We start from the raw sequence: 25,312 nt of genomic DNA, 5'->3' as shown, positions 1-25,312 counted from the left end.
GCTCTTTTTATTTCTCTAGCTTCTTTCGTCTGATTAATAAAATCATTTAACTCAGAAATAATGTCCATGTTCATTTTTAAATTTAGACAACAATTAATATTATACCTGTTTTGACCTATTTAGGATTGCTATAGATATCGTAGGCAGTGCGTTGGAATATGGGGAAGTTTTACAAGACGCTGAGGATAGAGTCATTCCTACCATCACAAGAGCAGTTTAATCGCTGGGAATAATTTATGGGGAGACATAACATCAATAGAAATAGGGGAGGGTTCGGAGAAATACCCCGTAGAATGCCACAGGCTGAGGTTCAGTTTGGAGGCTCTCAAACTATTGAGTTAACCCCTAACGGTTTTAAAGTTGATATGCCGACAACAACAGGCACTATCACAAGATATGAACCTAGCTTACAATCACCGCCACACCAATCAGCATTAGGCGGGCCTATCGGTAACGGCAGTAAAAACATAGGGCAATCAACGCAAACTATCAATTTAAGAAGCCAAGAAACTATAGACGGTCAACAAATATATAAACCTATCATCCCAGCCGGTACTAGAGTGAGAGATACGGCGGCGGGAATAGGAAAAAGTCCGAAATTTAAAAACGGTGTAAAAAATATTGTCACTGACGTTATAGAGGAGGGCTACAGAGAAATAAGAGGTAAATCTATAGCAGAAGATATTACGGACTTTATTACAGACAGCACTCAAAAGGAAAGAGACATTACAAGAGAAAAAACCCAGAGAGAGGTAGATAGAATTAATGGAATAGCAAGAGATACCATAATAGAATACGGAAAAGATTTAATAGATGGAATAGGTAAGGGCGTTGGCATAGCCAATGACATCATAAATAGACGTAAACACAGCACACCAACAGCACCACAGCCTACCCCAAGTCCTAACCCAACACCTTCACCAGATCCAACACCTACCCCAAGTCCTAACCCAACACCTACCCCAAGTCCTAACCCAACACCTACCCCAAGTCCTAACCCAACACCTACCCCTACCCCAAGTCCTAACCCAACCCCAAGCCCCGAACCGGCACCTTCCCCAAGTCCTAACCCAACCCCAAGTCCTAACCCAACCCCAAGCCCCGAACCGACACCAACCCCAAGTCCTAACCCAACCCCAAGCCCCGAACCGACACCAACCCCAAGTCCTAACCCAACACCTTCACCAGATCCAACACCTTCACCAGATCCAACACCAACCCCAAGCCCCGAACCAACACCAACCCCAAGCCCCGAACCGGCACCCGGTGATGGACAAAAACCAGGTGAATATCCCCCTAGAGAAGATCCGTTTAGTAATGTAAGCTGCGGAACGGTTACGCTGTTTTTGAGTGCAGCTTCTAAGGCAAGAGTTTGTCGCAATATTGTTCAGTGGTCAGAGTGGATTCTTGAGAATAAAAGCCACTCCTTGGCACCTTGGTTTGGCCTTAGAAACGTATCTGAAATGATGATCGGCGGGATTTCTGTTGGTAGGGTTTACAATGCCGGCACCGATTATTGGGGTCAACTTTATCATCCTTTACCCCCCGGTGATAATGGCAACCTAAGTGCCAACGTTCAAGAAATCACAGTGCACACTATAGCCGTTTACCGACACAAACATACCATTATGGGATGGTACGGATCTAACTGGGTTGATATACCGGGGGGAACTTGGGTTATATACAAAGGCGGTATTCCTAGGGCTATAGAAGGCGGTTTTGCTGGTATTTTTGCAGGCCAAACTCCAGCACATACTCATCAAAATATTTCGTGTTGGGGCCCTGGTAACACTATTTGGTTAGGAGGTTCGGTGATTAGTTGGACGGCAACCGGCTATCACATAGCCTGCACGGATCACCCTTGGACACTGCCATCAATTGACGACATTAACAGAATAACTAACCCCTCTTATCCATTATTAGAAAATGAGGATGACAATATGTGTGAATGCAGCAATGATTCAAACGCAAGATTAAATGAAGGTATCGAGCTAATTAGAAAGTTTTTAGGGGCCGGTGATAAAATTAATATCCCTAAATATATAATTGATACCGATGGCGATGAAGCCGGAATTTTTGATTTTGTTAATCCACAAGAAATGGTGGATTTAGAGTCGTTACCCCAGATGTTTAAGTGGAGTATCGAAAATTTAACGGCAATGTTGGGTGGCTGGGGTCAACAATTAGAAGTTGACACAGCAGTAACAGAGATGGATTCAAGCGGGACACCTCAAACGATAATCAAAAAAGTGCCAATGTTTATACCTGATCTTGCTACTGGCGTATCTCAAATCATCCTTTTATTATCTCAATTGCAAGATGATGAAATGAGTATTAAAAGAATGGTTTGGAATACTTTGCTAGAAAGTCATGTAGGCAGGCAACAGGCAACAAAAGCAAACTTTTCGCTAGAGGCGATTATTGATGCTATGGGAGGGGCTTTTAAAATAGAACCCAAAAAACGCGAAATACCAGCGACTTTCTTTTTGCCAGACGATGCAATGTCAGGCGCTTTAGCTAACGAAGCTAATTCCGATGAAGAATTAGACGCTCTTATGAAGCCATCCAATCTACCAATAGATTTAAATGAATTCTCGAAAGGTTCCGAAACTTTAACAGAAATGTTAAGGCATATTATAGAGGCGGCTATGGTAACAAAAGCTATTCATACCGTGCAATACAACAAAGATGCTACGGATGCTGAAATAGAAGATATCTTGAAACGTTTAGTTAAACAGGACGCACCGGACAAAGAAAAGAATGATAGAGACTTTGATGATTTTATCGACCAAACAGAATTGCAGTTTGGAAATAGCGGTACAACTGATGGTACTGCTGGAAATCCTTACGGCCAAAGCTTTGATAGTAGACCCCGAATTGTTGATTTAGGGCAAGTTAAAGATGACGGGGTTGATTTGTAATTTGTAATTTTATTTGAAACAGTGAGAGGATTAAGACAATGGCAGCACCAGCAATAGTTTTTGCTATAACAATTGCTTCTAATATCGGTAAAAATATTGCTTTAAGATTAGGCGTTAAAGCTTTATCGCTTGCTTTCAAAGCAGGGGGTGTTAAAGGGTTTTTGGTTGCCCTAACAAAACTTGTAGTTACCGCGTTTGTTAAGGCTTTTACCTTTATTGCAGCAATGCAGTTTATTTTCGGTGCTGTGCGTTTCTTGTACACCTTCAACTGGAATATGTCGGATCAAGCCATAGATGCGAGAATAAGAGGCAATTTACTTGCTTTGGCCGGCATGGCTGGGGGCGCCGTTGGGCAAACTTTAGGGTGGATTGTGTGCGGCGGTCTAGGTTCAGCGGTAGTAGCTAAAATCAACCCTTTAGCTTTAGCTTCTGTAACGGCGGCAGTCACAGAGGAGGCGGTGGATGAAGTTGTAGGGGCGTGGGTAGCGTTACTACGAAACACTTTTATCAAGTTAACTCACAACGTTTTTTTGTGGGGCTTTAAAACTGTTAGGTCATTATTGAAAGAAGTTTTTAGGCCGTTATTTGGCAGTAAAGTTGACGATTGGGGCAAAAAAGGCGGGCCGATTATTAGTGCGGCAAAAATAGTAAATGATGTTATAGAATCCTTGCCAGACGGGATAGAGCAGTTTATAGAGGAAGCCTGGGAAGAAACCTGGGAAAGTTGCGCTGAGGCGTTCTTTGTTATTGCGGGTACTATGGATAATTTCAGAGCGCAAACTAATATTCAAAGACAGCAAATCATCGGCACAGATAGAGTTATTGAGGTAATGCCTAATAGAGAGATTTTGACCGAAAGATATGTGTTAGCCGGCCCTACAGAAATAGTAAAAGCTCAAGCAGTGCAACTAATTACTAATGAGCAGTTTATGCGCTCAAAAGATGTTGGGGTTGTTTTCTCAGATACAGTTGACGACAGGGTGTTGAAAAGAATTCCCCCGACAACTGGATGGGAGGCACATATACAGTTTTATAATTTGCCTATGGGTAAAGCCCCGATTCCTAGACGGGGTAAGATTTCAGGTAATTACAAAATACCTGACTTTAACGTTTTGTATCTAAATGATTTCGACAGAATCAAGCGGCTTGCTGGTACAGGAGGTACTAACGGTTATCTTAATGGCATCTATAGAATGAGCGCTGAATTATCGAACAATGGTCAGATGCAAGTATGGTGTGATAGCGAGGCAAGCGGGAAAGAACTTGTTAACAACCTATTACAGTTATCGGATAATGTAACAGTGAGAAGATTTACCCCCGGTCACAAAACAGATGGGGGTAATATTCCAGCGACCGAAATAAGCCTCTCAAATGAAAGAATGTATCCTTACTCAATACTTTTTATTAGGCATAAAAGAAGCAGCGATCCGAACGTGGGTAAAATTCGATCTTATGATGGGCAAAGGGTTGAAATTTTAAAGCAAAAACTATTTTTGTGGCCTGACCAGAAGCCTAGTAATTGGGATGCTCTTGTAGCTCAGATGATGATAGATTAAAACTATGACAATGACCTATCAACAGCATTTAATCCTTGCAAGTCTATCAACACGCAGTAGACGCTCGTTAAGAAAGAATAGGACGCATCGCAGGTCGTACTTTCCCCGGTGCACTCTCATCAAAAAGGTTATGACTGAGTTCGGAGTCAGTGAAGAGAAGGCCATAGAAGATTTGCTGGCAATCGCAAGAGAAACCAGCCAATATTAAAGATTTTTAAAATCGCTCAAAAAATTTTTGTGCAACGTTCTCCCCCAAAGGGGGGGGAGGTTTGGACTTAAGTTCATTACAGCGGTTTTCAGGGATTGACGACAGTTTGCAGCGTGCTAGGGTGTGGAATGTGAGGTTTAAAGGAGAACAAAATGAGTTTAAACAAACAAAACAAAAAACGCTACATTGTAGACGCAGGTTTGGCGGGTACTTACGTCTTTGACAGTACCGCTTTAGATGCTGTGGGGCAAGGCGTAACCACAACGGCTTTAACTGCCATTGGCGTAACTCTATTAGACGTTGCAACTCCACCGGCTAGGGGCTTTATAGGTGCAAACTCTCCAAAGCCTCCAAAATTCAAACTACCGGGTATTGTGATAGGTCAATCCACTACTACCTTTGGTGCAATAGGTACAACATTGGCAAATGCCAGCGCACAAAACTGGAAGATCACTAAAAGGGCTAGATTTAAGCCCGTTACACTTAGAGGTCAAAGCAGATCCGTCTTTGTAATTGTTGGTGGTATTAACTACGCTTGGAATATGCACGTCGACCAATACGAACAATTGTTAGCGTTAGGTGTATTGACAACTTTAGGTATATCTCTGTGCGACCCAGATCAGGTTCAGACTTATGTTTGGGGTTCTACTATTCCCAAGCCTGCAAAGGTTGGCCTCGTTATTGCATCGGTGGGCATTAACGGAGGTGCTGGCTCAGTTGATACAATAACAACTTTCTGCGCACAAGTTCGAGAAAACAACTTGCCAGAAGGCTGGAAAATAATTAAACCACGCCGTGACTGGTCTGCTGCATAATAAACAGTTTGTCGCTGTTTTCGCGCTAATATGCTACTATTCTTGATTACTTTGGAAGGCAACAATAATGGCTTGGCAAGATGTGCAAGGGATTGGTAACATCCCTGTAGTGATAGAGAATTGCGAATCAATAGCTAAAAGAAACAATTTCCCGGTTGAATCGGTAGAGGCTTATCCCCTAGGTTCTTTGCCATTTAGTCAGTATTCGCGCAAATATACGCAAATCGTCTACCGAATCGTCGACATGCGTACAGAAATGGACGTGAAGAAAGATGGGCGATTGAAAGATGCTATTCCTCATGCTTATATTATTTGGTATGGCGGAAAACCATTAAATGAACAAGAATTTTTAGACGTGGTGAGCAAGCCACTTGTATCGGCCGCGCCAAAAGCATCAGAAGTTTTTGCTCAAAAATTAGCAGAAACGCAGTCTGAAACAACGGTACAACCTCCATCACCGGCACCAGTTCCACCCCCAGAAATGCTAACGCCACCAGTGTTAGTACCACCCCCAGAAATGCCGACGGCTTAACTAAATGTGGGCATATATTGGTTCAGTTAACCCCCAAAGCAATTGGCTTCTCTGGCATTCTATGCCCACAATCAACTCAGCTTTAGCAGATAAGGTCATCGTAAAAGTTGAATTTGCATCGGCTAATTTCGATAAGAATTTCTCTAGCTGTCAAATTAGATTTGACGTTGGCGGTCTAAAGTCTGAATTTAAGACTTTTAAAGTAGAGTCAGTGCCTACAATTACAGTTTTTAATCTTTTCCCCGAAATTAACCAAGACATAACTTTTGAGGCTAAGTGGAAAATGAGTAGTAGGTACTCAGCAGAGCAATTGTGGTCTGTCAACTTAAGTTATTGGAGTATTTAACGATGTGATTAACCACCCCTTATTTCTTGCCGATATCCTATCTAAAATGTCGGCAACTGAATTTTTTGCTTTCATTGTAGGTGCGGCTGCTGTTGTAACTATTATCGTGAACATAGTTAATGCTCAACACCGAAACAAGAGAGACTTAGAGAAGAGCATAGATAATCTAGCAACTGAAATCAACAACCTAGAATTTAAGTTAAAGTCCCTAGCATCTATAGCTAAGTTTAAGCAAGCTGAGAATGCAAGCAAAATAGCAGATATTGAAGGTTTCTTATCAGTACATCACGGGTACATCAAAAGGCAGTCCACTAATGATAGCGGTGATGATTTTACAAGGGCGTTCAGCGATTTTACATAGGTAAGCTTATGGCGATTTTTCAAACACGAAACACAGCCTTTAACAGCACGCAATGGTTTCCCGGCACTACAGCCACAACTTCTGTTAGCGTCACAAACATTGCTGCTGGGGTGGAATTGGTGCCCGCTGTGGCAACGCCTACTGTTCCGAGATTGGTGACAATAACCAACGAGGGAACGTCCGCTATTTTTGTCTTGGTTGGCACTGGTAGCGGGGCAACACCAACAAACCCCAGCGCAACTAACAGCACCTTTGGTCTTGACCCCGGTCTTCAGTGGAGTGATTGGATTACAGGGGACAGAGTTGTTGCCGGCACCACAGCGGGAACAGGTCAGGCAGTGAAAGTCGGTATTGCTCCTGGAATTCGTTTATAGAAAACTTTATGCCGCTTCCTAGTGAGGCGGTTTTATATGCTGAGAAGAGTTAGGGGTCCAATCCCTGAGAATCAGATAGATCCGGCGATTGCTAGAGATAGTGAGTTAACGTGGGAAAGAATTGTAAATAAACCTAGTGTTTTTTTTCAAGATTCTGGATGGATTAACCTAAGTCTTAATTCAGGGTGGAGTCTTCCTTCTGTCAATAGACCAGCTAGATGTAGAAAAATTGGCCAAACCGTGCTTGTAGAGGGATATATTAGCGTTTCAGTTAATTTCAGTGATTATGGGTTTCCGTTAGTTTTGCCGACAGGATTTAGACCGGCTCAAATAGCAGGCTTTATTGCGCCTAGATTTTTAACAAACGGGGGTGTAACGACTTGTCATATAGCTATTAACCCTTCCGGTGCTTTAGGTGTCTCTAGTTTGAGTGCTAACGAAGCTGTGCAACTTTCCCTTTCTTTTGTTGCTGTGGATTAATCAATCTTTTATTTTGTCCTGACTTATTATGCGCCCAACCAAACTCGAATTAACCGACGAACTATCAAACAGATAAGCGCCATTGAGAACCTCTACTGCCTTAGTTTGATTAAGAAGGCAGTAGATGCCGAAATTCTCATTACTTCTGACCGGCCAAAATCTGATGATTTGTTTGATGACCTAGAGTAAGCGAGGGTTGATATCTCGACTTCTGGGAGAATCAATTGGCCCGCCGGCATCCATCAAACAAACTTTTATTCTTGTTGGGGATTTATTTTAACCGCAGGGCCGGTGTATAAAGGTTGTTGTGTGGCATCAATTGCCCAAGTTAATCTCGTCTAGTAAAGTGGCTGTCAAACGCCCTCTCACCCTCTAACAATTTTGGATGAGAAATTTATGGAAGATTTTGGCGTCATTGTCATCTTCAAAAAAAACTCACGGGCAAGTATTAATAGTTAGGCCGGTGGTTGATTTATCAAGTTAGCTTACCGCAGCGGCGCTGTTGGGAAACACTCTATCTTTTATCATTAAAAAAGCTGCCTTCTTCTAGGGCGGCTTTTTGTGCTAAAGTGATCACCTAATTGAGCAATTAAGCCGGCCTCTGACGGGGTTCTTTAATTGACAAAGTTTTAGCCAATAATACCCTCATCTATCATCAGGCACTGCATCGAGGAATTATGGAAGATTTTGGCATCATTGTGGCGTGTTGCCCGTCGGATTATTTGTTTGCTAAAGGGTGCTGTGCGAGTATCCGTCATTTTTTAGGCGAGGTTCCTATTTGCTTACTTTTTGATGGAGTTTTTTCTGATCATTCCATTGAAAAAATGTATAAAGTTAAAATTATTGACCACACCACTGTCAAGTTTGATCTACTGCGGCAAAAAAGTTTTGGCTGGGGGAAAACTAAAATGATTGGTTTTTGGGAAAGCCCCTGGAAGCATTTTTTGATGCTGGATGCAGATACAAATATTTGGGGAAATATTCTTCGTTATGCCAATTTTGCCGAGGCCGATATAATTGTAGATAGGCCGGTGTCGGAGTATTCCGATTTTTCTATTTCTCATTTTTTCTTCGAGATAGGCTTAATAAAAAAATATTTTCCCGGTTTTGTGTGGCAAAAATATCGAAACAATTATTTTTGCACCGGCGTTTTTTTTGGTACACGAGGCTGTTTTAGTCTCGAAGAATACGAAGAAATTTTGCAATTTACCGAAGATCACCCCGATGTTTTTAAATATGGAGAAATGGGATTTCTCAATTTTATGATTTTTCGGGCCGATCAAGAACGCCGACTCCGCATTAAACAAAAAGATATTCAAGTGCTAGTCCCAGACTTCGATCAGCAAGAGATAAAAAACCGCTTTCAACTAAGCAAAACTGGGCCGGTTGTACAGGATAGCTATGCTTCTGTCATCCACTGGTGCGGGCCAAAACCAACGCTTTCAACTTCGCGGGTTTATGCTGAACCAATGACCTATTTTCGCCGGCAATACCTCAAAGATACCGGCCTAAAGACCAGCCTAGCGATAGATGCTATTTTAAGGTTAGAAGACTTAGAACGAAATATTAAGGTCTACGCTAAAAAAATCAATAAAAAGCTAATTTTTTTCAAACTTTAAAACAACCCCCAAAGTTTCAAAACTTTAAGTGTTATTATTTAATTACTCATCATTCACCAAATCTCAAAAAAGTGTCAGAACAAAAACCCACCATTTTAGTCACAGGAGGCGCCGGCTACATTGGCTCTCATGCTGTACTAGCCCTCAAAAAAGCCGGTTATCCTGTCATCATTTTAGATAACCTAGTCTACGGCCACCCCGAACTCGTCGAAAGCGTCCTCCAAGTAGAAATGGTTGTCGGAGATACCAATGACCGGCCCCTGTTGGACAAGCTTTTTTCTACCCATAACATTGCCGCCGTCATGCACTTTGCCGCTTATATCAACGTCGGCGAATCAGTTACCGATCCTGCTAAATATTATCGCAACAATTGCGTGGGAACCCTCACCCTTTTAGAAGCAATGGTTGCCCACAAAATTGATAAATTTGTCTTTTCCTCAACCTGCGCCACCTACGGTTATCCCCAACAACCCCTCCTCACCGAAGACCACCCCCAAAACCCCATTAATCCCTACGGAACCTCTAAATTAATGGTCGAGCAAATGCTCACAGACTTTGATATAGCCTACAACTTAAAATCAGTTCGCTTTCGTTATTTTAACGCAGCCGGGGCAAACCCAGAAGGACTACTCGGAGAAGATCACAGCCCCGAAACCCACCTTATCCCCCTCATTTTATTTGCAGCTTTAGGCAAGCGAGACGCCATTTCAATTTATGGCACAGATTACCCCACACCAGACGGAACCTGCATCCGCGATTATATCCATGTATCCGACTTAGCAGATGCCCACGTTTTAGGGCTAGAATATTTGCTAAAAGGCGGAAAAACAGAAGTATTTAACTTAGGCAACGGCAATGGCTTTTCCGTAAAAGAAGTAATAGAAACAGCAAAAATAGTTACCGGCAAAAACATAAAAGCCATAGAATGCGACCGGCGCCCAGGCGACCCCCCACTATTAGTAGGAAGCAGCGCCAAAGCCAAAGAAATTTTAGGCTGGACTCCCCAATATGCAGACATCAAACAAATACTCACGGACGCATGGCGCTGGCACCAAAAACGCCACAAAATAGACTAAAAATAAGTAACGAGTAACGGCAAAAAACCCTTCTCTCCTCTCTTCAAAAAAGGGTAGGAGAGATATCCGGTTCTAAAAGATTAATTCCAAAAAACCACCGGCCATCCTCTGAATTTCAAAAAACTCTAAACTTAACGTCTAACAAGTGTTACAATAAAAAAAATGCAAAAATAAAACCCTTAATATCCTCCAATTTTCGCTCATGGAATGGCAAAAAGCCCAACTGACAAGCACCATCTCAGAACGTTCTGGGCCCGTAGCAGACTTAACATTTAGCCCAGATGGCCGCTTGTTAGCCTGCGGTAGCTGTGACAGCAGCGTAAAACTATGGGATATAGAAACCGGCCAAAGATTACGGAGCGTCTTTGGTTATCCTTTAGGAGTCAATGCCGTTGCTATCAGTCCCGAAGGAAAAACTTTAGCAGTAGGGGCACCCGATGGAAGCGTTGACCTTTGGGGAATAGAAACCGGCCAACATTTATTAACCTTGCGCGGGAAAGGTCGCATCACTTCCCTCGCCTTTACCCCCCAAGGAAAAACTTTAATTTGTGGTAGCGATCCTTCTTTTTCCGATACCCTTTTTGCATCCCCCAGCGCACAATCTTCTAACAGCATTCATCAAAAAGCAGGGAATATTAATATTTGGCATCTAGCCAGCGCTTCACTGCTGCATACTTTAGGTGAATCAGAAGATACGGTAAACGCCCTCTCAATAAGTGCCTGCGGTAAAATTATCGCCACCGGCCACCGCGATAATACCGTTAAAGTGTGGGACATAAAAGCCCCCGCGCAACCACGCTACATTTTTAACGATCATACCGACGCAGTTTATGGAATTGCTATTAGTCCCGACAGCCAAATTATCGCTTCTGGTAGTGGTGATAAAACCATTAAACTCTGGCATTTGAAAACCGGCACTTACTCTTCATTAATTGGTCATGCTGATGCTATTTATGATGTTATATTTAGTCCAGATGGCAACTTTCTTGCCAGCAGTAGCGGCGATGGTACCATAGTTATTTGGCAACTAAAAACCGGCCAAAAAATCTCTACCCTTAGCGGTTACACCCAGCATTTAAACTCAGTCAATACCATTGCCTTTAGCCCTAACGGAAAAAAATTAGCCAGTGGTTGCGGCGATGGTACGATTAAAATTTGGAACCTTAGCTAATTAAAAATTATTGAATTTCTCAGCCCACTCCGCGTTAGAGTCAACCGGCAAAAACAACGCATCTTGTAGTTACTTAATTTTGCTCAAAAAAAACCGCAAAAAAAGAAGAAATCTTCTTGACAAACGCTATTGGGATGGGGTATGATAAAATTGATAAGGAAGAACTATCTCCAATTTAATAGCTGAGTTAGAAAGGCTGCAAAAAGAAAAAGCAAGACAGAACAGCCTGAGAATTATAAACCATCACAGGCTAAAATAGGGGTTTGATCCGTTAAACTCCAGAGTAAGATGGCAGAAACCCTATTTTTCAACGCCCTGCGGGAAGCCATAGACGAAGAAATGGCCCGCGACCCCTCCGTGTTCGTACTCGGAGAAGACGTCGGACACTATGGTGGTTCCTATAAAGTAACAAAAGACCTTTACAAAAAATATGGGGATCTGCGAGTCCTAGACACCCCCATTGCAGAGAACAGCTTCACCGGCATGGCAGTAGGAGCAGCAATGACCGGCTTACGGCCAATCATCGAAGGCATGAACATGGGATTTTTACTACTTGCCTTCAACCAAATAGCCAACAACGCCGGGATGCTGCGCTACACCTCCGGCGGAAACTACAAAATCCCAATGGTGATACGAGGGCCAGGAGGCGTAGGCCGGCAACTCGGAGCCGAACACTCCCAAAGACTAGAAGCCTACTTCCAAGCCGTCCCCGGCTTAAAAATCGTCGCCTGCTCAACACCATACAACGCCAAAGGGTTATTAAAAGCTGCCATCCGCAACGACAACCCCGTGTTATTTTTTGAGCACGTTTTACTCTACAACCTCAAAGAAAACCTCCCCGATCACGAATATTTAGTACCCCTAGACAAAGCCGAAATTGTTCGCAAAGGAAAAGACGTAACAATTCTCACCTACTCGCGGATGCGCCATCACGTTGTCCAAGCAGTAAAACCCTTAGAAAAAGAAGGCTTTGATCCAGAAGTCATCGACTTAATTTCCCTCAAACCGCTCGATATGGAAACAATCGGCGCCTCAATTCGCAAAACCCACCGCGTCATCATCGTTGAAGAATGTATGAAAACCGGCGGCATAGCAGCAGAATTAACCGCCTCAATAAACGAGCGATTTTTTGACGAACTAGACGCCCCCGTATTGCGGTTATCATCCCAAGATATCCCCACCCCATACAACGGCAACCTAGAACGCCTAACCATAGTACAGCCAGAGCAAATAGTCGAAGCCGTGCAAAAAATGGTAGCAATGCGCGTCTAAAAAAAATTAGATTTTAGATCAGCGGAAATTCCCCCAATCTAAAATCTAATCCCAACCCCAGCTTAAAAAACCCACATCAACCCAGAAACAAGCAGACATCCCATCTGCGTTCCTCTGCGTTCATCTGCGGTTTAAAAAATACCCCATCAAACCTTACAAAATCCAATGCCCCTATAAAACCCCACCTCAAATACAAACAAAAAACTATGCAAAAACAAACACCAACCCTAGTATTAATAGCAGTATTACTACTAGCAGCAATAACCATACTGGTAACAATTCCAATTCGCCTAGGACTAGACTTGCAAGGAGGAGCCCAACTCACCATTCAAATCAAAACCACAAACGAAATCAAACAAATTACCCCAGAAATGTTAGAAGCGGTAGAAAGCGTTGTCAGAAACCGCATTGATGCTTTGGGTGTGGCTGAGCCGGTGGTGCAAACCGTCGGAAAAGATCAAATATTAGTACAATTGCCCGGAGTCAACGACCCCAAACAAGCAGAACGGGTGCTTGGTGGCACAGCACAGCTTGATTTCAGAGAAGAAATATCCAATCCTGAAGTTACAGCCCAATTAAATGTTAGGCAACAAGAATTACAGGAATTATTGGCAAAACAAGTAGAACTGGAAAAGAAAAACGAAGCCGAAGCAACTGCTCAAAACGAAGCAGCTATTAGACAAAAAGCCGACCAAATAAACACCCTTTCCGAACAACTTTACAAATCAGTAGGATTAAAAGGAAATAACCTCAAAGAAGCCTACGCCCAACCGGATCAAACCGGCCAAACTTGGAATGTGGGTTTACGGTTTGATACCGAAGGCGGCGAAAAATTTGCCCAAATTACAAAAAACTTGGCCGGTACCGGCAGAAGAATCGGCATTTTTTTGGATGAGAACCTCATTAGTTCTCCAACAGTTCCCGCACAATTTGCCACTACCGGCATCAGCGGCGGACAAGCAATTATTGAAGGACGTTTTACAGTCGAAACAGCCAATGAGTTAGCGGTACAATTGCGCGGTGGTTCCTTGCCGGTGCCGGTAGAAATTGTCGAAAACCGCACCGTCGGTGCTACGCTTGGACGCGATAGTATTCAAAGCAGTATTTACGCCGGTGTGGGTGGGTTATTGCTAGTGCTGATATTCATGGCAGTTTATTATCGTCTCCCCGGATTAATTGCCGATGCTGCTCTAATTATTTACTCTGTGCTAACGATGGCTGCTTTTGCCTTGCTTGGCGTCACCTTGAGTCTGCCAGGAATTGCAGGTTTTGTTCTTAGTATTGGGATGGCAGTTGATGCAAACGTCCTAATTTTTGAACGTACCCGCGAAGAATTGCGAGCCGGCAAAACCCTTTATCGCTCTGTGGAATCTGGGTTTTATCGCGCTTTTTCTAGTATTTTAGATGGCAACGTTACGACTTTAATTGCTTGCGCCGCTTTGTTTTGGTTAGGGAGTGGTTTAGTTAAAGGCTTTGCTCTGACTCTGGCTTTGGGGGTTGCTATTAGTATGTTTACGGCGCTTACTTGTAGCCGCACGTTTATGTTTGTGGCAATTACTTTACCCAAACTGCGAAAACCAGAACTGTTTTGTCCGAATCTTGACAAATCTGCGGTAAAAAGTTAGAAGGTTTCTTGCTTTTCTGAAGCTCTGCACAATCAACTCAAAATAATGAAAAATGAAACTCAACGTTATTAAAAAGCGGTCACTTTGGTGGGGCATTTCCAGCGCGGTTATTATTGCCGGCATCCTTGCCATGATTATTTCTTGTCTCAATCCTGATATCCGTGCTCCCTTGCGTCCCAGCCTTGATTTTATTGGCGGTACACGCTTACAATTTGAGCTTGATTGTAGCAAACCAAATAACTGTGGTAAACCTATTGATACCGCAACTGTTCGAGAAGTTTTGGCAACGCAAAATCTGGCCGGTAGCAGCATTCAAGTTTTGGGAGATGAAAAGCACGCTCTTTCTATTCGCACAAAAACTTTAAATGTTGAACAACGGGATCAGTTAGAAGAAGCCCTCACCCAAAAACTCGGTACTTTTAACCCCCAAGCTACTCAAATTGATAGCGTCGGGCCAACTTTAGGCCGGCAAATTTTCTCGTCTGGGTTGTTGGCTTTGTTTCTTTCTTTTGCGGGTATTACTGTTTACCTGACGTTTCGTTTTCAGCTTGATTATGCCTTTTTTGCCTTTGTGGCTCTCTTTCACGATGTTTTAGTTACGGTGGGCATTTTCTCGATTCTCGGTTTAGTTTTGGGGGTAGAAGTTGATAGTTTATTTATCGTTGCCCTCTTGACAATTATCGGATTTTCTGTTAATGATACGGTGGTTATTTATGACCGAGTTCGAGAAGTTTTGAAACTGCATCCAGAACTACATATAAACCAAGTTGTTGATGATGCCGTTAATCAAACGTTAACTCGTTCTATTAATACCACTTTTACCACTTTGCTGACTTTATTTGCCATTTTCATTTTTGGAGGCGAAACCTTAAAGTTCTTCGCTTTGGCATTAATTATTGGCTTTGCTGCTGGTGCATATTCAAGTATTTTCATTGCCAGTACGCTGTTAGCTTGGTGGCGCGAACGCATCGGCCAAGCTATTCTTAAACCGGAAATGGCTGCTGATAAACAGTAATTGCCGGTGAGCAGTTTGGGGCGGACATGGGGAAACCGCCCCTACATTAACCAACGAAAAATAACTTTTTCACCATTTCAAAAGTTGACCGGCGCTATTAAAAAACTGCCGGCATAAACCCCAGGTTAAAAGTGCAGTTGTAATCAATGTTGTAAAAGCCAACAAAAACATAATTAAAATTTGATAAACAGCCGCATCCAAGGGTGCCACACCGCTTAACATCTGGCCGGTAATAATTCCTGGTAAAGTTACAACTCCCACCACCATCATTGTATTAATTGTGGGAATCATGCCTGCTTTTATGGCTTCTTTGCGATATTGCGCCACAGCTTGATCGGGAGTTGCACCCAAACACAAATGAGTTTCAATTTCAACTTGACTATTATTAATTGTACTAACTAAACGTTCCCCCGCCAGCGCAGCACTATTCATAGCATTGCCTAAAATAATGCCAGCCAAAGGAATTAAATAGCGTGGTAGATACCAAGGATCTGCCTGTACAACCAGCAAATTTGTATAACCTAACGTCAGCGCCGTACTGACTAAAATGGACCCCCAAACCACCGGCAACACAAAAGGAATTTTTTTACTAATACGATTACGAGCTACAATTGCCGCAATTGTCATCATAACAGCCACGACACCCAACACTACCCAAAGATTATTAATTTCAAAAACTGCTTGCAGGAAATACCCCACCACAAGCAACTGTAAAATTGTTCGTCCTGTAGCCATTGCTAATTGAAATTCTAGCCCTAAACTCTGCCATGCCGAAATCCCAATTGCCAAAACCATTAACCCCAAAGCAGTCACAATATTCGGAGTTATTAATTGATTATTCATAGTTCAAAAACCATCCCCCATCGGCCAAAATTCCAAATTATTAAATGCAAGGTTTAAAAAACATTTCTAACCCCATAAATAACCAGACAAACCCAAAGCGTTCATCTGCGTTCATCTGCGTAGCGCTACGCGCGGCTACGCCTAACATCTGCGGTTAAAAAACTCTTTTCTTATCCTCAACAACCGAAGAAAAGAAAAAACCTGTATAAATAGGATGCCCCTATACGCCAGAAATTATACCCATTTTTTAAATCGGTTTAAAGCCCCAAAATTGACAAAAATAATGCCGCCACAGTGGACGGCATTAAAATTTTAAACCTAATTTATGAAATGTGGTAAATCGTTTAAGAAATTACCAAGTTTGAGGAATGATAACAGGTGCCGGTGCGGGGAATTGTGGAGTAACCGGCACAGGACGCGGCACCGGCGCCGGCGGAACCGGACGAGGCGTTACTGCCGGTGCGGCTGTGGGCGGTCGGTTAGGTAAAGAAATCGGGCGAGGAGCCACAACACGAGGAGCCGGCGGCGGAGCTAAAGTAATTCGCTGATTAAAGTTATTGCTCACCACTACATCACGACCGATTAAGTGGCCTATATTCCCACGTTCGCGTTTTGTGAGGGTGGTTCGCGTAATGGAACCATCAGGCCGCTGAATCGTCACAACATCGCCTACAACGCTTCTAACAATGCCTCTGATCGTGCCCGCTGTAGTAGAAGCAGCCGGATTCTGAGCTTCCAGCCGTTGAGCGATTTGGGAAACTGGTCGCTCATTTGCTGATGCTGTTCCTGCACCGAGCAACATTAACACGGTTGCTCCCGTCAATACTGTTGTTAATTTACGCATCCGTTTCACTCTTTCACCAAGAATGAGACTATAATAACATTCAAATTGGCGATCAGCAAGTAATCGGGGCGTACAATTCAAAAATGCCATCTAATTCTGTCGTTAACAAGGGATAAGATATGACATTAATGGTGAGAGGAAAATGGTTAGCGAAAAACTGTGCACTTTTGGGCTTTAGTGCCGCAGTTTTATTGTTTGGTTCTGGCAAACAAGTTTCCGCCGCCGAATCACCGGCCCCGGTAGGAAACAGCAGCGGTGTTGTACCTGGATTATTCCTAGTTCAAGAACCCCAATTACCACCAATTGGTGAGTCCTCAAAATTTATTCCGGCTGAGGATGTTCGTTTAGTAATTAAACTAAGCGAACGTCGCGTTTATTTGTATAAAGATAATCAAGTTAAAAGCAGTTACCCGGTTGCAATTGGCAAACCTGGATGGGAAACGCCGGTGGGAACTTACACAGTTTTTACAATGGAAGTTAACCCCACATTTAAGAGTTTCAAAACAGGAAGAATCATTCCTCCGGGCCCAGACAATCCATTAGGCCCGCGCTGGATTGGCTTTTGGACAGACGGCAAAACCCAACTAGGTTTTCACGGCACCAATGAGCCAGAATTAATTGGAGAAGCCGTCTCGCACGGCTGCGTAAGAATGCACAATAAAGACGTAATGGCTTTGTACGAACAAGTCGGCGTTGGTATGACCGTTGTTGTAGAACCTTAGTTTCACTAAAGAGGGGGGGAAACTATAGTTAGCAGCCATACAATTTTGCCTGATTGTTGCTAAATATAGCCTCCCCGTTTCCCAAATCTTCACTCTGCATTTTTTGCCTACTTAAGTATCAAAAAAAGCTCTCTTTAGAGACTATATAAAAGATTAAAATTTTCTTTCAAATTTCTGTTTAATATATTCAAAATTTAGGTAAATTTAAGATTTTTTGTCATTACAACTAGATTAATAAATTCAAAAATGATTTAACCAAAAACCCTGTTTCTTTGAGGAACCGGGTTTTGAAAATTTAACAACCTCAACTTAACCGCAAGTCATCCCCAGACTCCCAAAACAAAAAACACAAAAAACTTAACCCCAAGACATAAACTTCTTTCTGTGGATCTTTTATTTATCCGTATTGTGCTAGGAATTTTTTGTAAATTTTTTCTGGAGTTGCTATAAAACTCTGTCACCCAGGCAGCATAACCCTTTATGAACCTTAAATTTTTGCTCGCACTCACCGGCCTGCTTTACAGCAGCCTCAGCCCCGCCAGCACCGCTCAAACACCGCCATCCCTTCCCCCTGGAACCCTCGAACCGAAACGGCCAGAACTGTCCCCCCTACCGGCACCCATACCCACACCCATACCCCCACCCACCCTCACCCCACCGGCACCAACACCCTCACCAAAACCCCCCACAGACAGCACAACCATCCAAGTACAGCGCATTGAAATATTAGGAAATACTGTATTTTCGCCAGAAGAAATTGCCGCAGTCGTCGCACCTTTTGAAAACCAAATTGTCAGTTTTGAACAACTGATCGCCCTTCGCGGAGCCATCACCGATCTTTACACCAGCAAAGGATACACCACATCCGGGGCTTTTTTACCCCCGCAAGATATTTCCAGCGGCGTGATAAAAATTCAAGTCGTAGAAGGCGAATTAGAAAACATTGAAATCAAAGGATTAAAACGGTTGCGAGAAAATTATGTGCGATCTCGCATTGCCATAGCCGCAGCTGCGCCGGTCAACCTTCAAAAACTCGAAACTGCCTTACAATTATTACAACTTGATCCCCGCATTTCGCGTGTGAGAGCAGAACTCACCGCCGGCACCAGCCCCGGACGCAGTATTTTAATTTTAGACTTACAAGAATCCCCAGCTTTTGCAGCCACCCTTTCTGTCGATAACCACGACTCGCCAAGCGTCGGTGAAATTCGCTACAGTGCCGGTGTTAGCCACAATAATGTATTAGGATTTGGCGATGTTTTTAGCGCTAACTTTGGCCTCACCGAAGGCGTAAAAACCTATAATCTTAACTACGCAATTCCCCTCAATCCCCGCGATGGAACTTTGAGTTTAAGTTATGCCAACAGTAACAGCCGCGTTATAGAAGACCCCTTTGAGGCTTTAGGAATTAACGGCAATTCTCAAACCTTAGCGATAGGATTTCGTCAGCCGGTGACTCGTACACCCCAAGAAGAATTTACACTCGGTTTATCGGCAGATTTACGCCGTAGCGAAACATTTATTTTAGACGATGTACCCTTTTCCTTTTCTGCCGGCTCAGAAAATGGTGTTTCACAAATAACAGCCCTTAGATTTAGTCAAGATTGGGTAAAACGCAGTTCCAATCGAGTTTTAGCCGCCCGTTCCCAGTTTAATTTAGGTTTAGGAATCTTAGGCGCAACAGTAAATGAAACCGGCCCCGATGGCAGATTTATTAGTTGGGTAGGACAATTTCAATGGGTAGAATCATTAGGAGAAGATAGCATCGCCATTGCCCGAATTGCCACCCAACTTACGCCCCATTCCCTGTTACCTTTAGAGCAATTTACTATCGGCGGAGTAGATACAATTCGAGGCTACCGGCAAAATCAACAAATTGGCGATAACGGCATTGTTGGTTCTGTAGAATTCCGCTTTCCGCTTGTGCGCCAACCCGAAGGTTTAGGATTAATTCAAATAGGGCCTTTTTTTGATCTAGGCACAGTTTGGAACAATCAAACAGAAGTTTCTAACCCCAATACACTTATCAGCACCGGCCTGGGATTACGCTGGCAAAACAATCGTTTTTCTGCCCGTTTAGATTGGGGAATTCCTCTAAAAGACGTCGAAAATCAAGGCAATTCTTTACAAGATCAAGGCTTATCTTTTTCTATTCAAGTGCAGCCTTTTTAGGTTATTATCATAAGTCATTTAAAAACCCGCAGATGAACGCAGATAAACGCTGATAAAACCCTCTTAAAAAACCTTAGCCATAGAGAATAACCCATCTACTTCTGCGTAGCGCTACGCGCGGCTACGCCTAACATCAGTGGGGCAGGCATCTTGCCTGCCTTACCGAAGCGGTTTTTTATTCTTAAACCGGCAACAAAACCGGCTCACTGGCTACTCGCTTGCTAGAGACAGCTTCCAAATCAGAAGCATAAATTTCACAAGAATTATTAGCACTTTCAATCAACTTAATCTTGTGCAACTCGGCCCCCAATTCTTGAATCGGGTTTTGTAACAACTGACCAATATAAACGGCGATATTTTCAGCCGTAGGAACCACTTCAGCAAAATGGGGAATATCTTTATTTAAGAATGTGTGATCGAAAGGTTCCACCACATAATCTTCAATTGCTTTTTGCAGCGCAACCAAATCAACAATCATGCCGGTGCGCGAGTCAATTTCACCTTTAACCGTCACTTCTAATTGATAGTTGTGCCCGTGACCGTGCGGGCGAGCGCACTTGCCATATATCTCGGTATTTTCTTCAAAACTGAGATCGGGACGAGCGAGCCGGTGAGCAGCGCTAAAGTGAGTACCAACTGTGAGATAAGCTTCCATACCGTTACCTAAATATTCTGCCGAGAGTTCGGGATGTTCAAAAAGTTGAATGCGGACAAGCGGGAGGTGGGGAGAGAGTTTTTGCCAGATCACCCGTGCAATGTTTTCGGTGGTTGGCAGAGTTTGCTGAAATTCTGGCCACACATCGTTAAGGAAGGAAAAATCTAGCTGGCCGGTGACTTCCCGCTTGATAACGTGCTTGACATCAGACAAATTCAAGACCATGCCGTACTCATCGATTTGACCGGCCATCAACACATACAAAGTATAATTATGGCCGTGTCCGGGCGCATTGGCACAGAGGCCAAAAGTAGACCGGTTTTCCGCTTCGCTGAGTTCAGGGAGCCAGTAGCGGTGACTGGCCGAAAACTCAGCCCTGCGATTGATTATGCACTGCATGAGTAATTGTAAAGTTAAGTAAACCTTCTTTCATTCTATCGGGTTTGGGCGGGTTTTTAATCTGGGATATTTTTTATATTTGCCATTGCTTCTCGCCGCAAACCGGCAGCGATGCGAAACATTTCTTGGCCGGTGTGCAAATAGTGCTCATCGTAGTTTAGGGTAAAGGTTTCTAGTTCATCCAAAGCATCGCCTAGTTGATTTAAACAGTAGTAGAGATTGGCAGCTACACCGGCAACCGGTCTGGGGTTTGGCATAGATCGAAAACAAAGATGTGCTCCTTTGAGAAGTTCACGACAGTGGTTAATATAACTTTGAAAGGCTTCGAGCAATTCATCATCAAAAGGATCGGCAGAAAGTTCGTCAATTTGACTTTTGAGGGGATTAAGAATGCTCGCCAGTTTTTGATTAACCGGCCTATAAACTTGTCGCATCCACTGTTGTAATTGTTTATCGGTATCTTGTTCAGTTTCTCGCTGTTGTTGATAGTGTCTTTGTGCGTTGGCGGTGCGTTGTTGGCGGTGAGTCGTGGCTGCAAAAAGTTGCCGGTCGTAAGATTGCCGGTTTTGGCTATCCCCTAATATTTCATAAGCTGCATTCAGGCGTACAATATGCTCGTGGCTGGCTGTGTCTTGGTTACTGTCGGGGTGGAATTGTTTTGCCAGGCGTCGATAAGCTTGTTTGATTTCTGTTTGAGTGGCTTTGGGGCTAACTTGCAGTATTTGATAATGATTTGAGTCTGCCATAATTTTTCAATTCTTGAGGGAAATTTCTAATGGTTGGGTAGCGGTGTCGCCTTTGACGCTCAAATTTTCCATTTCCTTTTTTTTGGAAATAGTTTTTATTCATATTTCGGGGAGATTTGTCAACCTCTCCGACAGAAATATTTAATTAGCAACGGGCCGAGCGTGGTAACATAAAAAGTTGACCTTCGGGTGGAAAGCAACCACGAACCATCAGGTATAAATTCCCATCAAGGATGTGAGGGACTGGCTGGACGCTGGCATCGAGGCGATCAGGACTGAAATGTATTATAACCTCCTCCACCGGTTCGGGTTATCGCCGCAGAATTTCTCTGAGAGGACACATTTTCTCAGCGACTATATCAAAAAGTTTTAGCTGTTTGCCAGTAATTTCGGCACAAATTAGAATATCTAACTTTTGGCTATAGTATATAGGTATGGGTGGCGACAGCGTGAATGCCGGCAACGGTGATATTTTCTCCCATTAAACAAAGGGGAATTTCTAAAACCCCTACATGAGAAACAACTTGATTTTTCTGAAAAAATATAAAAGGAGTTGATGCAGTTTCCCAAGCAGCGCCTGCCTTTCTTGCTGGTTCGGCAATTTCTGAGAAACCCAATTCAGGAAAAACGATTTGGAGGAGATTAAAAAGTTGATAACTTAAGCGCGGATCGTCTTGAAAAGATTTTTGAAAGCGCGCTGACATGATGATATTTACCTCTAAAATAAGAAATGGGTTATAATTGTTTTTTATCCGTTGGATTGAGAGAAAGCAGAAGAAAATGTTGTTTTTTCAGAACGTAAGAGGTTGGAAAGTAGAGCCGCTGTGATAATATTTAATTTAGCCTTGGTGGTATGATCAGCAATGAACTTTAAAACCACATCATTAAAGCCTCTTGCCTCAAACAATCTCTAACGCTTCAAAATAAAGAAAGACAATATAAAAAAATAAACCCCATCGGCAAAACACCCTGTAACACTCGTTTTTTCAGGGCAAGAGGCCGGTATCACCCACCTTACAAAAATAACTGCTGTGTTTGACAACCACCCCACCCTTCAATTTACCCTCACCGGCCACATCGAAACCACCGAAACCGGCCAATACCTGATTACCAAAGACTCCATCCGCCTGCGGATCACCAGTACCGGCGGCAAAGAAATACCCACCGGTATTCATCTCTGGAACGTGGTGCCAAGCATCGACTCCACCGGCATCATCGCCACCGTCTCCATCCAAGACGTCCAACCGCTACCCCCCAACTATAATCTACCGGATCAATGCCGGCTCATTGGCCGCGTCACCCTCATTGGCAAGCGTAATAGCTTCATCCAACTCAAAGTTAGCCGTCCGGGCCAAAAAACCCTCCGCCCCACTCTACTCAGCCCCCGGCCTGAAATGAAAGTGGGTACTCTGTGGCGAGTTTTGGCAGTTAGACAGGGAAACGAACTATACATTCAACAAGCCATTCCCTATGTGGATGAAGCTTTAGACGAAAACGAACCCTTCGAGAACAAGCCTGCCGGTCTATCTGAAGCCGAATTGCAAAAACTGAAAATCTCTACAAGAGAAGGTGCACCGCCAAACGAAATGGCGGAAGCGGTACTGGCAGAGCACACCGGCCTAACGGGGTGGCAGTTGGGTGTGCCGATTAAACGCAACTTCACTAACTGGGAATGGGAAGCGGATCATCTACCCACCAAACAACGAGCGAGAATTAGAATTTTTTCTAAAGGAAGTCAAGGAGAAGTTTATCTATTTCCAAGAGCCACAGCCAAAGTAGAAAACCCCGAAGAAGAAAAAGAAGCTAACAAACATCGTTTAAGTGTCACTCCTTTAGGGGCTGCAAAAGGCATTGGGGCATCATGTTTTAGGGTATTAATTGGGCAGTATGAAGTAATTTTAGACTGCGGAACACGCCCGAAAGGTTGGGAGCCTTTACCGGCTTTAGAATATCTCCAAAACCCAGATTTATTAATTATTTCTCATGGTCATCAAGATCATTTAGGCGCCGTGCCGGTGTTCCACAAACAATTTCCGGGGACGCGGATGATTTGCACAGCAGGCACCCGTGAAATTGCCCACGTTATGCTGAGAGATTGTTTAAAAATTCAGCAGCGGGAAGATTCACCAGAATTATTTGATGAAGAAGATTTGCAAAGCACTCTTTTCCGCTTAGAAACGCAACCGATAGGCGTAGATTTTGAACCGTTACCCGGTTTAATTGTCCGCTTTATTAATGCCGGTCATATTTTGGGCGCGGCGTGTATTTATTTGCGTTATGGCAAACGTTCTTTATTTTACACCGGCGACTATAACACCGCTTCTTCTCGGACTACTGAAGGTTTAAAATTAAGCGATTTACCCGAAGCCGATATTTTAATTACTGAATCTACCTATGGCGCGGATTGTCACCCCAGCAGAAAAACCCAAGAAACCGCTTTAATGAATGCTATTGCCGAAGTAGTTGAAGCGGGGGGAAATGTGTTAATACCGGCCTTTGCTTTGGGACGAGCTCAAGAAATTTTGCTGGCAATTCGTACCAGTCATTTATTCCAAAAAAATCAGGTGCCGGTGTATGTTGATGGGTTGGTGAGAGCGGTTACAGAAACTTTTCGAGACAATTTACATTTAATGCCGGCATCGGTGCAAAATTTGGTTCGTAATAGCAATACTGAGCCGTTTTGTGATGAAAAAGGCATTCCTCCCATTATTGCGATTGCTAATCCCAGGGAACGACCTTTAGCCATAGCAAAACCGAGTATTGTTGTTGCCAGTTCGGGAATGTTAACTGGGGGGGCAAGTGTTTATTATGCCTCGGTTTTGTTGGAAAGAGACAATGCGGCAATTTTTATTTCTGGCTATACAGACGAAGAAAGTCCGGGGCGATTATTGCAGAATTTGGAAACAGGAGATACGATAGAATTAGATGGCAAACAAGTAACTGTAAAAGCAGAAGTGCGCCGGTTTAATTTATCGGCTCATGCAGATAGAACGGGTATTTGCCAAGTTATAAGTCGCGTCAATCCTAAACATTTAGTTTTAATTCACGGTTCCAGAGAAGCGCTACGGGAATTAGCAAACGCAGGAGATTTAAAGGATAAACTTTATGTTCATATTCCCGAAGTGGGGGAGATAATTGAATACGGAGAAGCGCCGGAGCACCTGAGTGATCAACAAATTGCTAAGATAGAATTGCCGGCGGAATTTGAGATAAATATTGAGGCAGAAGTAGAGGGAGCTTGGTTAAAAATACCCGCTCATATTGTCGAGGAAGATCCGCGCTGGAAGGCTCTATCTGCCAATGGAATTTTGCGGGCAAAATGGGATGGAATTCATTTAAGGATTACTCCTTTAACGACTTATCATATCGCCCTTGAAGCAGCTATGGAATCGGGGAAAGATTGCTGTGCTGTGTGTAAGTTTTTTGAGAAAGGTACTTGCCGGTGTGAGGAAAGTCCGCTGCATACTTTGCAAGTGGCACCCAGTGCTGATTGTCCTGAATTTATGCGCCGGCAAGAACAATTAATTGAACCGCAGATATAGGCGCAATTCTGGGCGTAC

General features: G+C 43.4%; 21 protein-coding genes. 16 read left to right on the top strand and 5 right to left on the bottom strand.

From position 1 onward, the window contains the following. The first annotated feature begins 293 nt into the window (after positions 1-293). The 13 genes from NG798_RS23000 (at position 294) to secF (ending at position 15,371) form a co-directional block, all read left to right on the top strand. Complete coding sequence (locus NG798_RS23000; protein WP_261226050.1) at positions 294-2,921, top strand: hypothetical protein; 2,628 nt, start codon at positions 294-296, stop codon at positions 2,919-2,921. 38 nt (positions 2,922-2,959) lie between these two features. After that, on the top strand, positions 2,960-4,477 hold the full coding sequence (locus tag NG798_RS22995; RefSeq protein WP_261226049.1) for a hypothetical protein: 1,518 nt from the start codon (positions 2,960-2,962) through the stop codon (positions 4,475-4,477). Between the two features lie 360 nt (positions 4,478-4,837). Then, the gene (locus NG798_RS22990; RefSeq protein ID WP_261226048.1) at positions 4,838-5,500 is read left to right on the top strand and encodes a hypothetical protein; all 663 of its coding nucleotides are present in this window, start codon (positions 4,838-4,840) and stop codon (positions 5,498-5,500) included. 67 nt (positions 5,501-5,567) lie between these two features. Next, positions 5,568-6,032, top strand: a complete 465-nt coding sequence (locus tag NG798_RS22985) for a hypothetical protein (RefSeq protein ID WP_261226047.1) — start codon at positions 5,568-5,570, stop codon at positions 6,030-6,032. Between the two features lie 392 nt (positions 6,033-6,424). Then, positions 6,425-6,739 (top strand): hypothetical protein, encoded by a 315-nt coding sequence (locus NG798_RS22980; RefSeq protein WP_261219841.1) that lies wholly within the window; start codon positions 6,425-6,427, stop codon positions 6,737-6,739. Positions 6,740-6,747: 8 nt separating this feature from the next. Further along, a complete protein-coding gene (locus NG798_RS22975; protein WP_261226046.1) occupies positions 6,748-7,113 on the top strand; it encodes a hypothetical protein in 366 nt (121 codons plus the stop codon). A 36-nt stretch (positions 7,114-7,149) separates the two neighbouring features. Further along, a complete protein-coding gene (locus NG798_RS22970) occupies positions 7,150-7,593 on the top strand; it encodes a hypothetical protein (RefSeq protein WP_261226045.1) in 444 nt (147 codons plus the stop codon). Between the two features lie 677 nt (positions 7,594-8,270). Beyond that, a complete protein-coding gene (locus NG798_RS22965) occupies positions 8,271-9,212 on the top strand; it encodes a hypothetical protein (protein WP_261226044.1) in 942 nt (313 codons plus the stop codon). 71 nt (positions 9,213-9,283) lie between these two features. Then, positions 9,284-10,288 (top strand): UDP-glucose 4-epimerase GalE, encoded by a 1,005-nt coding sequence (gene galE / locus NG798_RS22960; RefSeq protein ID WP_261226043.1) that lies wholly within the window; start codon positions 9,284-9,286, stop codon positions 10,286-10,288. Positions 10,289-10,490: 202 nt separating this feature from the next. Beyond that, positions 10,491-11,459, top strand: a complete 969-nt coding sequence (locus NG798_RS22955) for a WD40 repeat domain-containing protein (protein ID WP_261226042.1) — start codon at positions 10,491-10,493, stop codon at positions 11,457-11,459. A 288-nt stretch (positions 11,460-11,747) separates the two neighbouring features. Further along, complete coding sequence (locus NG798_RS22950; RefSeq protein ID WP_261226041.1) at positions 11,748-12,731, top strand: alpha-ketoacid dehydrogenase subunit beta; 984 nt, start codon at positions 11,748-11,750, stop codon at positions 12,729-12,731. Between the two features lie 206 nt (positions 12,732-12,937). Next, entirely contained in the window at positions 12,938-14,356 is a 1,419-nt protein-coding gene (gene secD / locus NG798_RS22945) for a protein translocase subunit SecD (protein ID WP_261226040.1), read from the top strand. A 52-nt stretch (positions 14,357-14,408) separates the two neighbouring features. After that, on the top strand, positions 14,409-15,371 hold the full coding sequence (gene secF, locus NG798_RS22940) for a protein translocase subunit SecF (RefSeq protein WP_261226039.1): 963 nt from the start codon (positions 14,409-14,411) through the stop codon (positions 15,369-15,371). A gap of 69 nt (positions 15,372-15,440) precedes the next feature. Here the strand turns inward: secF and fetB are convergent, their stop codons facing one another. Together fetB and NG798_RS22930 are read right to left on the bottom strand one after the other, a co-directional pair. Continuing rightward, entirely contained in the window at positions 15,441-16,214 is a 774-nt protein-coding gene (gene fetB, locus NG798_RS22935; RefSeq protein ID WP_261226038.1) for an ABC transporter permease, read from the bottom strand. Positions 16,215-16,566: 352 nt separating this feature from the next. Beyond that, positions 16,567-17,058, bottom strand: coding sequence for a hypothetical protein (locus NG798_RS22930; protein ID WP_261226037.1), 492 nt, complete (start codon positions 17,056-17,058; stop codon positions 16,567-16,569). Between the two features lie 119 nt (positions 17,059-17,177). On the opposite strand from NG798_RS22930, the gene NG798_RS22925 reads away from it, so the two are divergent. Together NG798_RS22925 and NG798_RS22920 are read left to right on the top strand one after the other, a co-directional pair. After that, the gene (locus tag NG798_RS22925) at positions 17,178-17,780 is read left to right on the top strand and encodes a L,D-transpeptidase (protein WP_317619627.1); all 603 of its coding nucleotides are present in this window, start codon (positions 17,178-17,180) and stop codon (positions 17,778-17,780) included. A 480-nt stretch (positions 17,781-18,260) separates the two neighbouring features. Then, entirely contained in the window at positions 18,261-19,952 is a 1,692-nt protein-coding gene (locus NG798_RS22920) for a ShlB/FhaC/HecB family hemolysin secretion/activation protein (RefSeq protein WP_261226036.1), read from the top strand. Between the two features lie 181 nt (positions 19,953-20,133). Here the strand turns inward: NG798_RS22920 and NG798_RS22915 are convergent, their stop codons facing one another. From NG798_RS22915 to NG798_RS22905, 3 genes are all read right to left on the bottom strand, one after another. After that, complete coding sequence (locus tag NG798_RS22915) at positions 20,134-21,006, bottom strand: 6-carboxytetrahydropterin synthase (RefSeq protein WP_261226035.1); 873 nt, start codon at positions 21,004-21,006, stop codon at positions 20,134-20,136. A gap of 56 nt (positions 21,007-21,062) precedes the next feature. Continuing rightward, entirely contained in the window at positions 21,063-21,752 is a 690-nt protein-coding gene (locus NG798_RS22910) for a J domain-containing protein (protein WP_261226034.1), read from the bottom strand. Positions 21,753-22,171: 419 nt separating this feature from the next. Then, a complete protein-coding gene (locus NG798_RS22905; protein WP_261226033.1) occupies positions 22,172-22,456 on the bottom strand; it encodes a hypothetical protein in 285 nt (94 codons plus the stop codon). Between the two features lie 327 nt (positions 22,457-22,783). Here NG798_RS22905 and NG798_RS22900 point away from each other — a divergent pair, with 327 nt between their 5' ends. Continuing rightward, positions 22,784-25,294 carry an MBL fold metallo-hydrolase gene (locus NG798_RS22900; protein WP_261226032.1) on the top strand — a complete coding sequence of 837 codons (2,511 nt, stop codon included), beginning with the start codon at positions 22,784-22,786 and terminating at the stop codon, positions 25,292-25,294. The last annotated feature ends 18 nt before the right edge of the window (positions 25,295-25,312 follow it).

It is taken from the genome of Ancylothrix sp. D3o, from assembly GCF_025370775.1.
In the GTDB taxonomy this organism is placed as follows: Bacteria; Cyanobacteriota; Cyanobacteriia; order Cyanobacteriales; family Oscillatoriaceae; genus Ancylothrix.
Note: the sequence above shows the minus strand (reverse complement) of the source record. Positions and strands in the feature narration are given on the sequence as shown.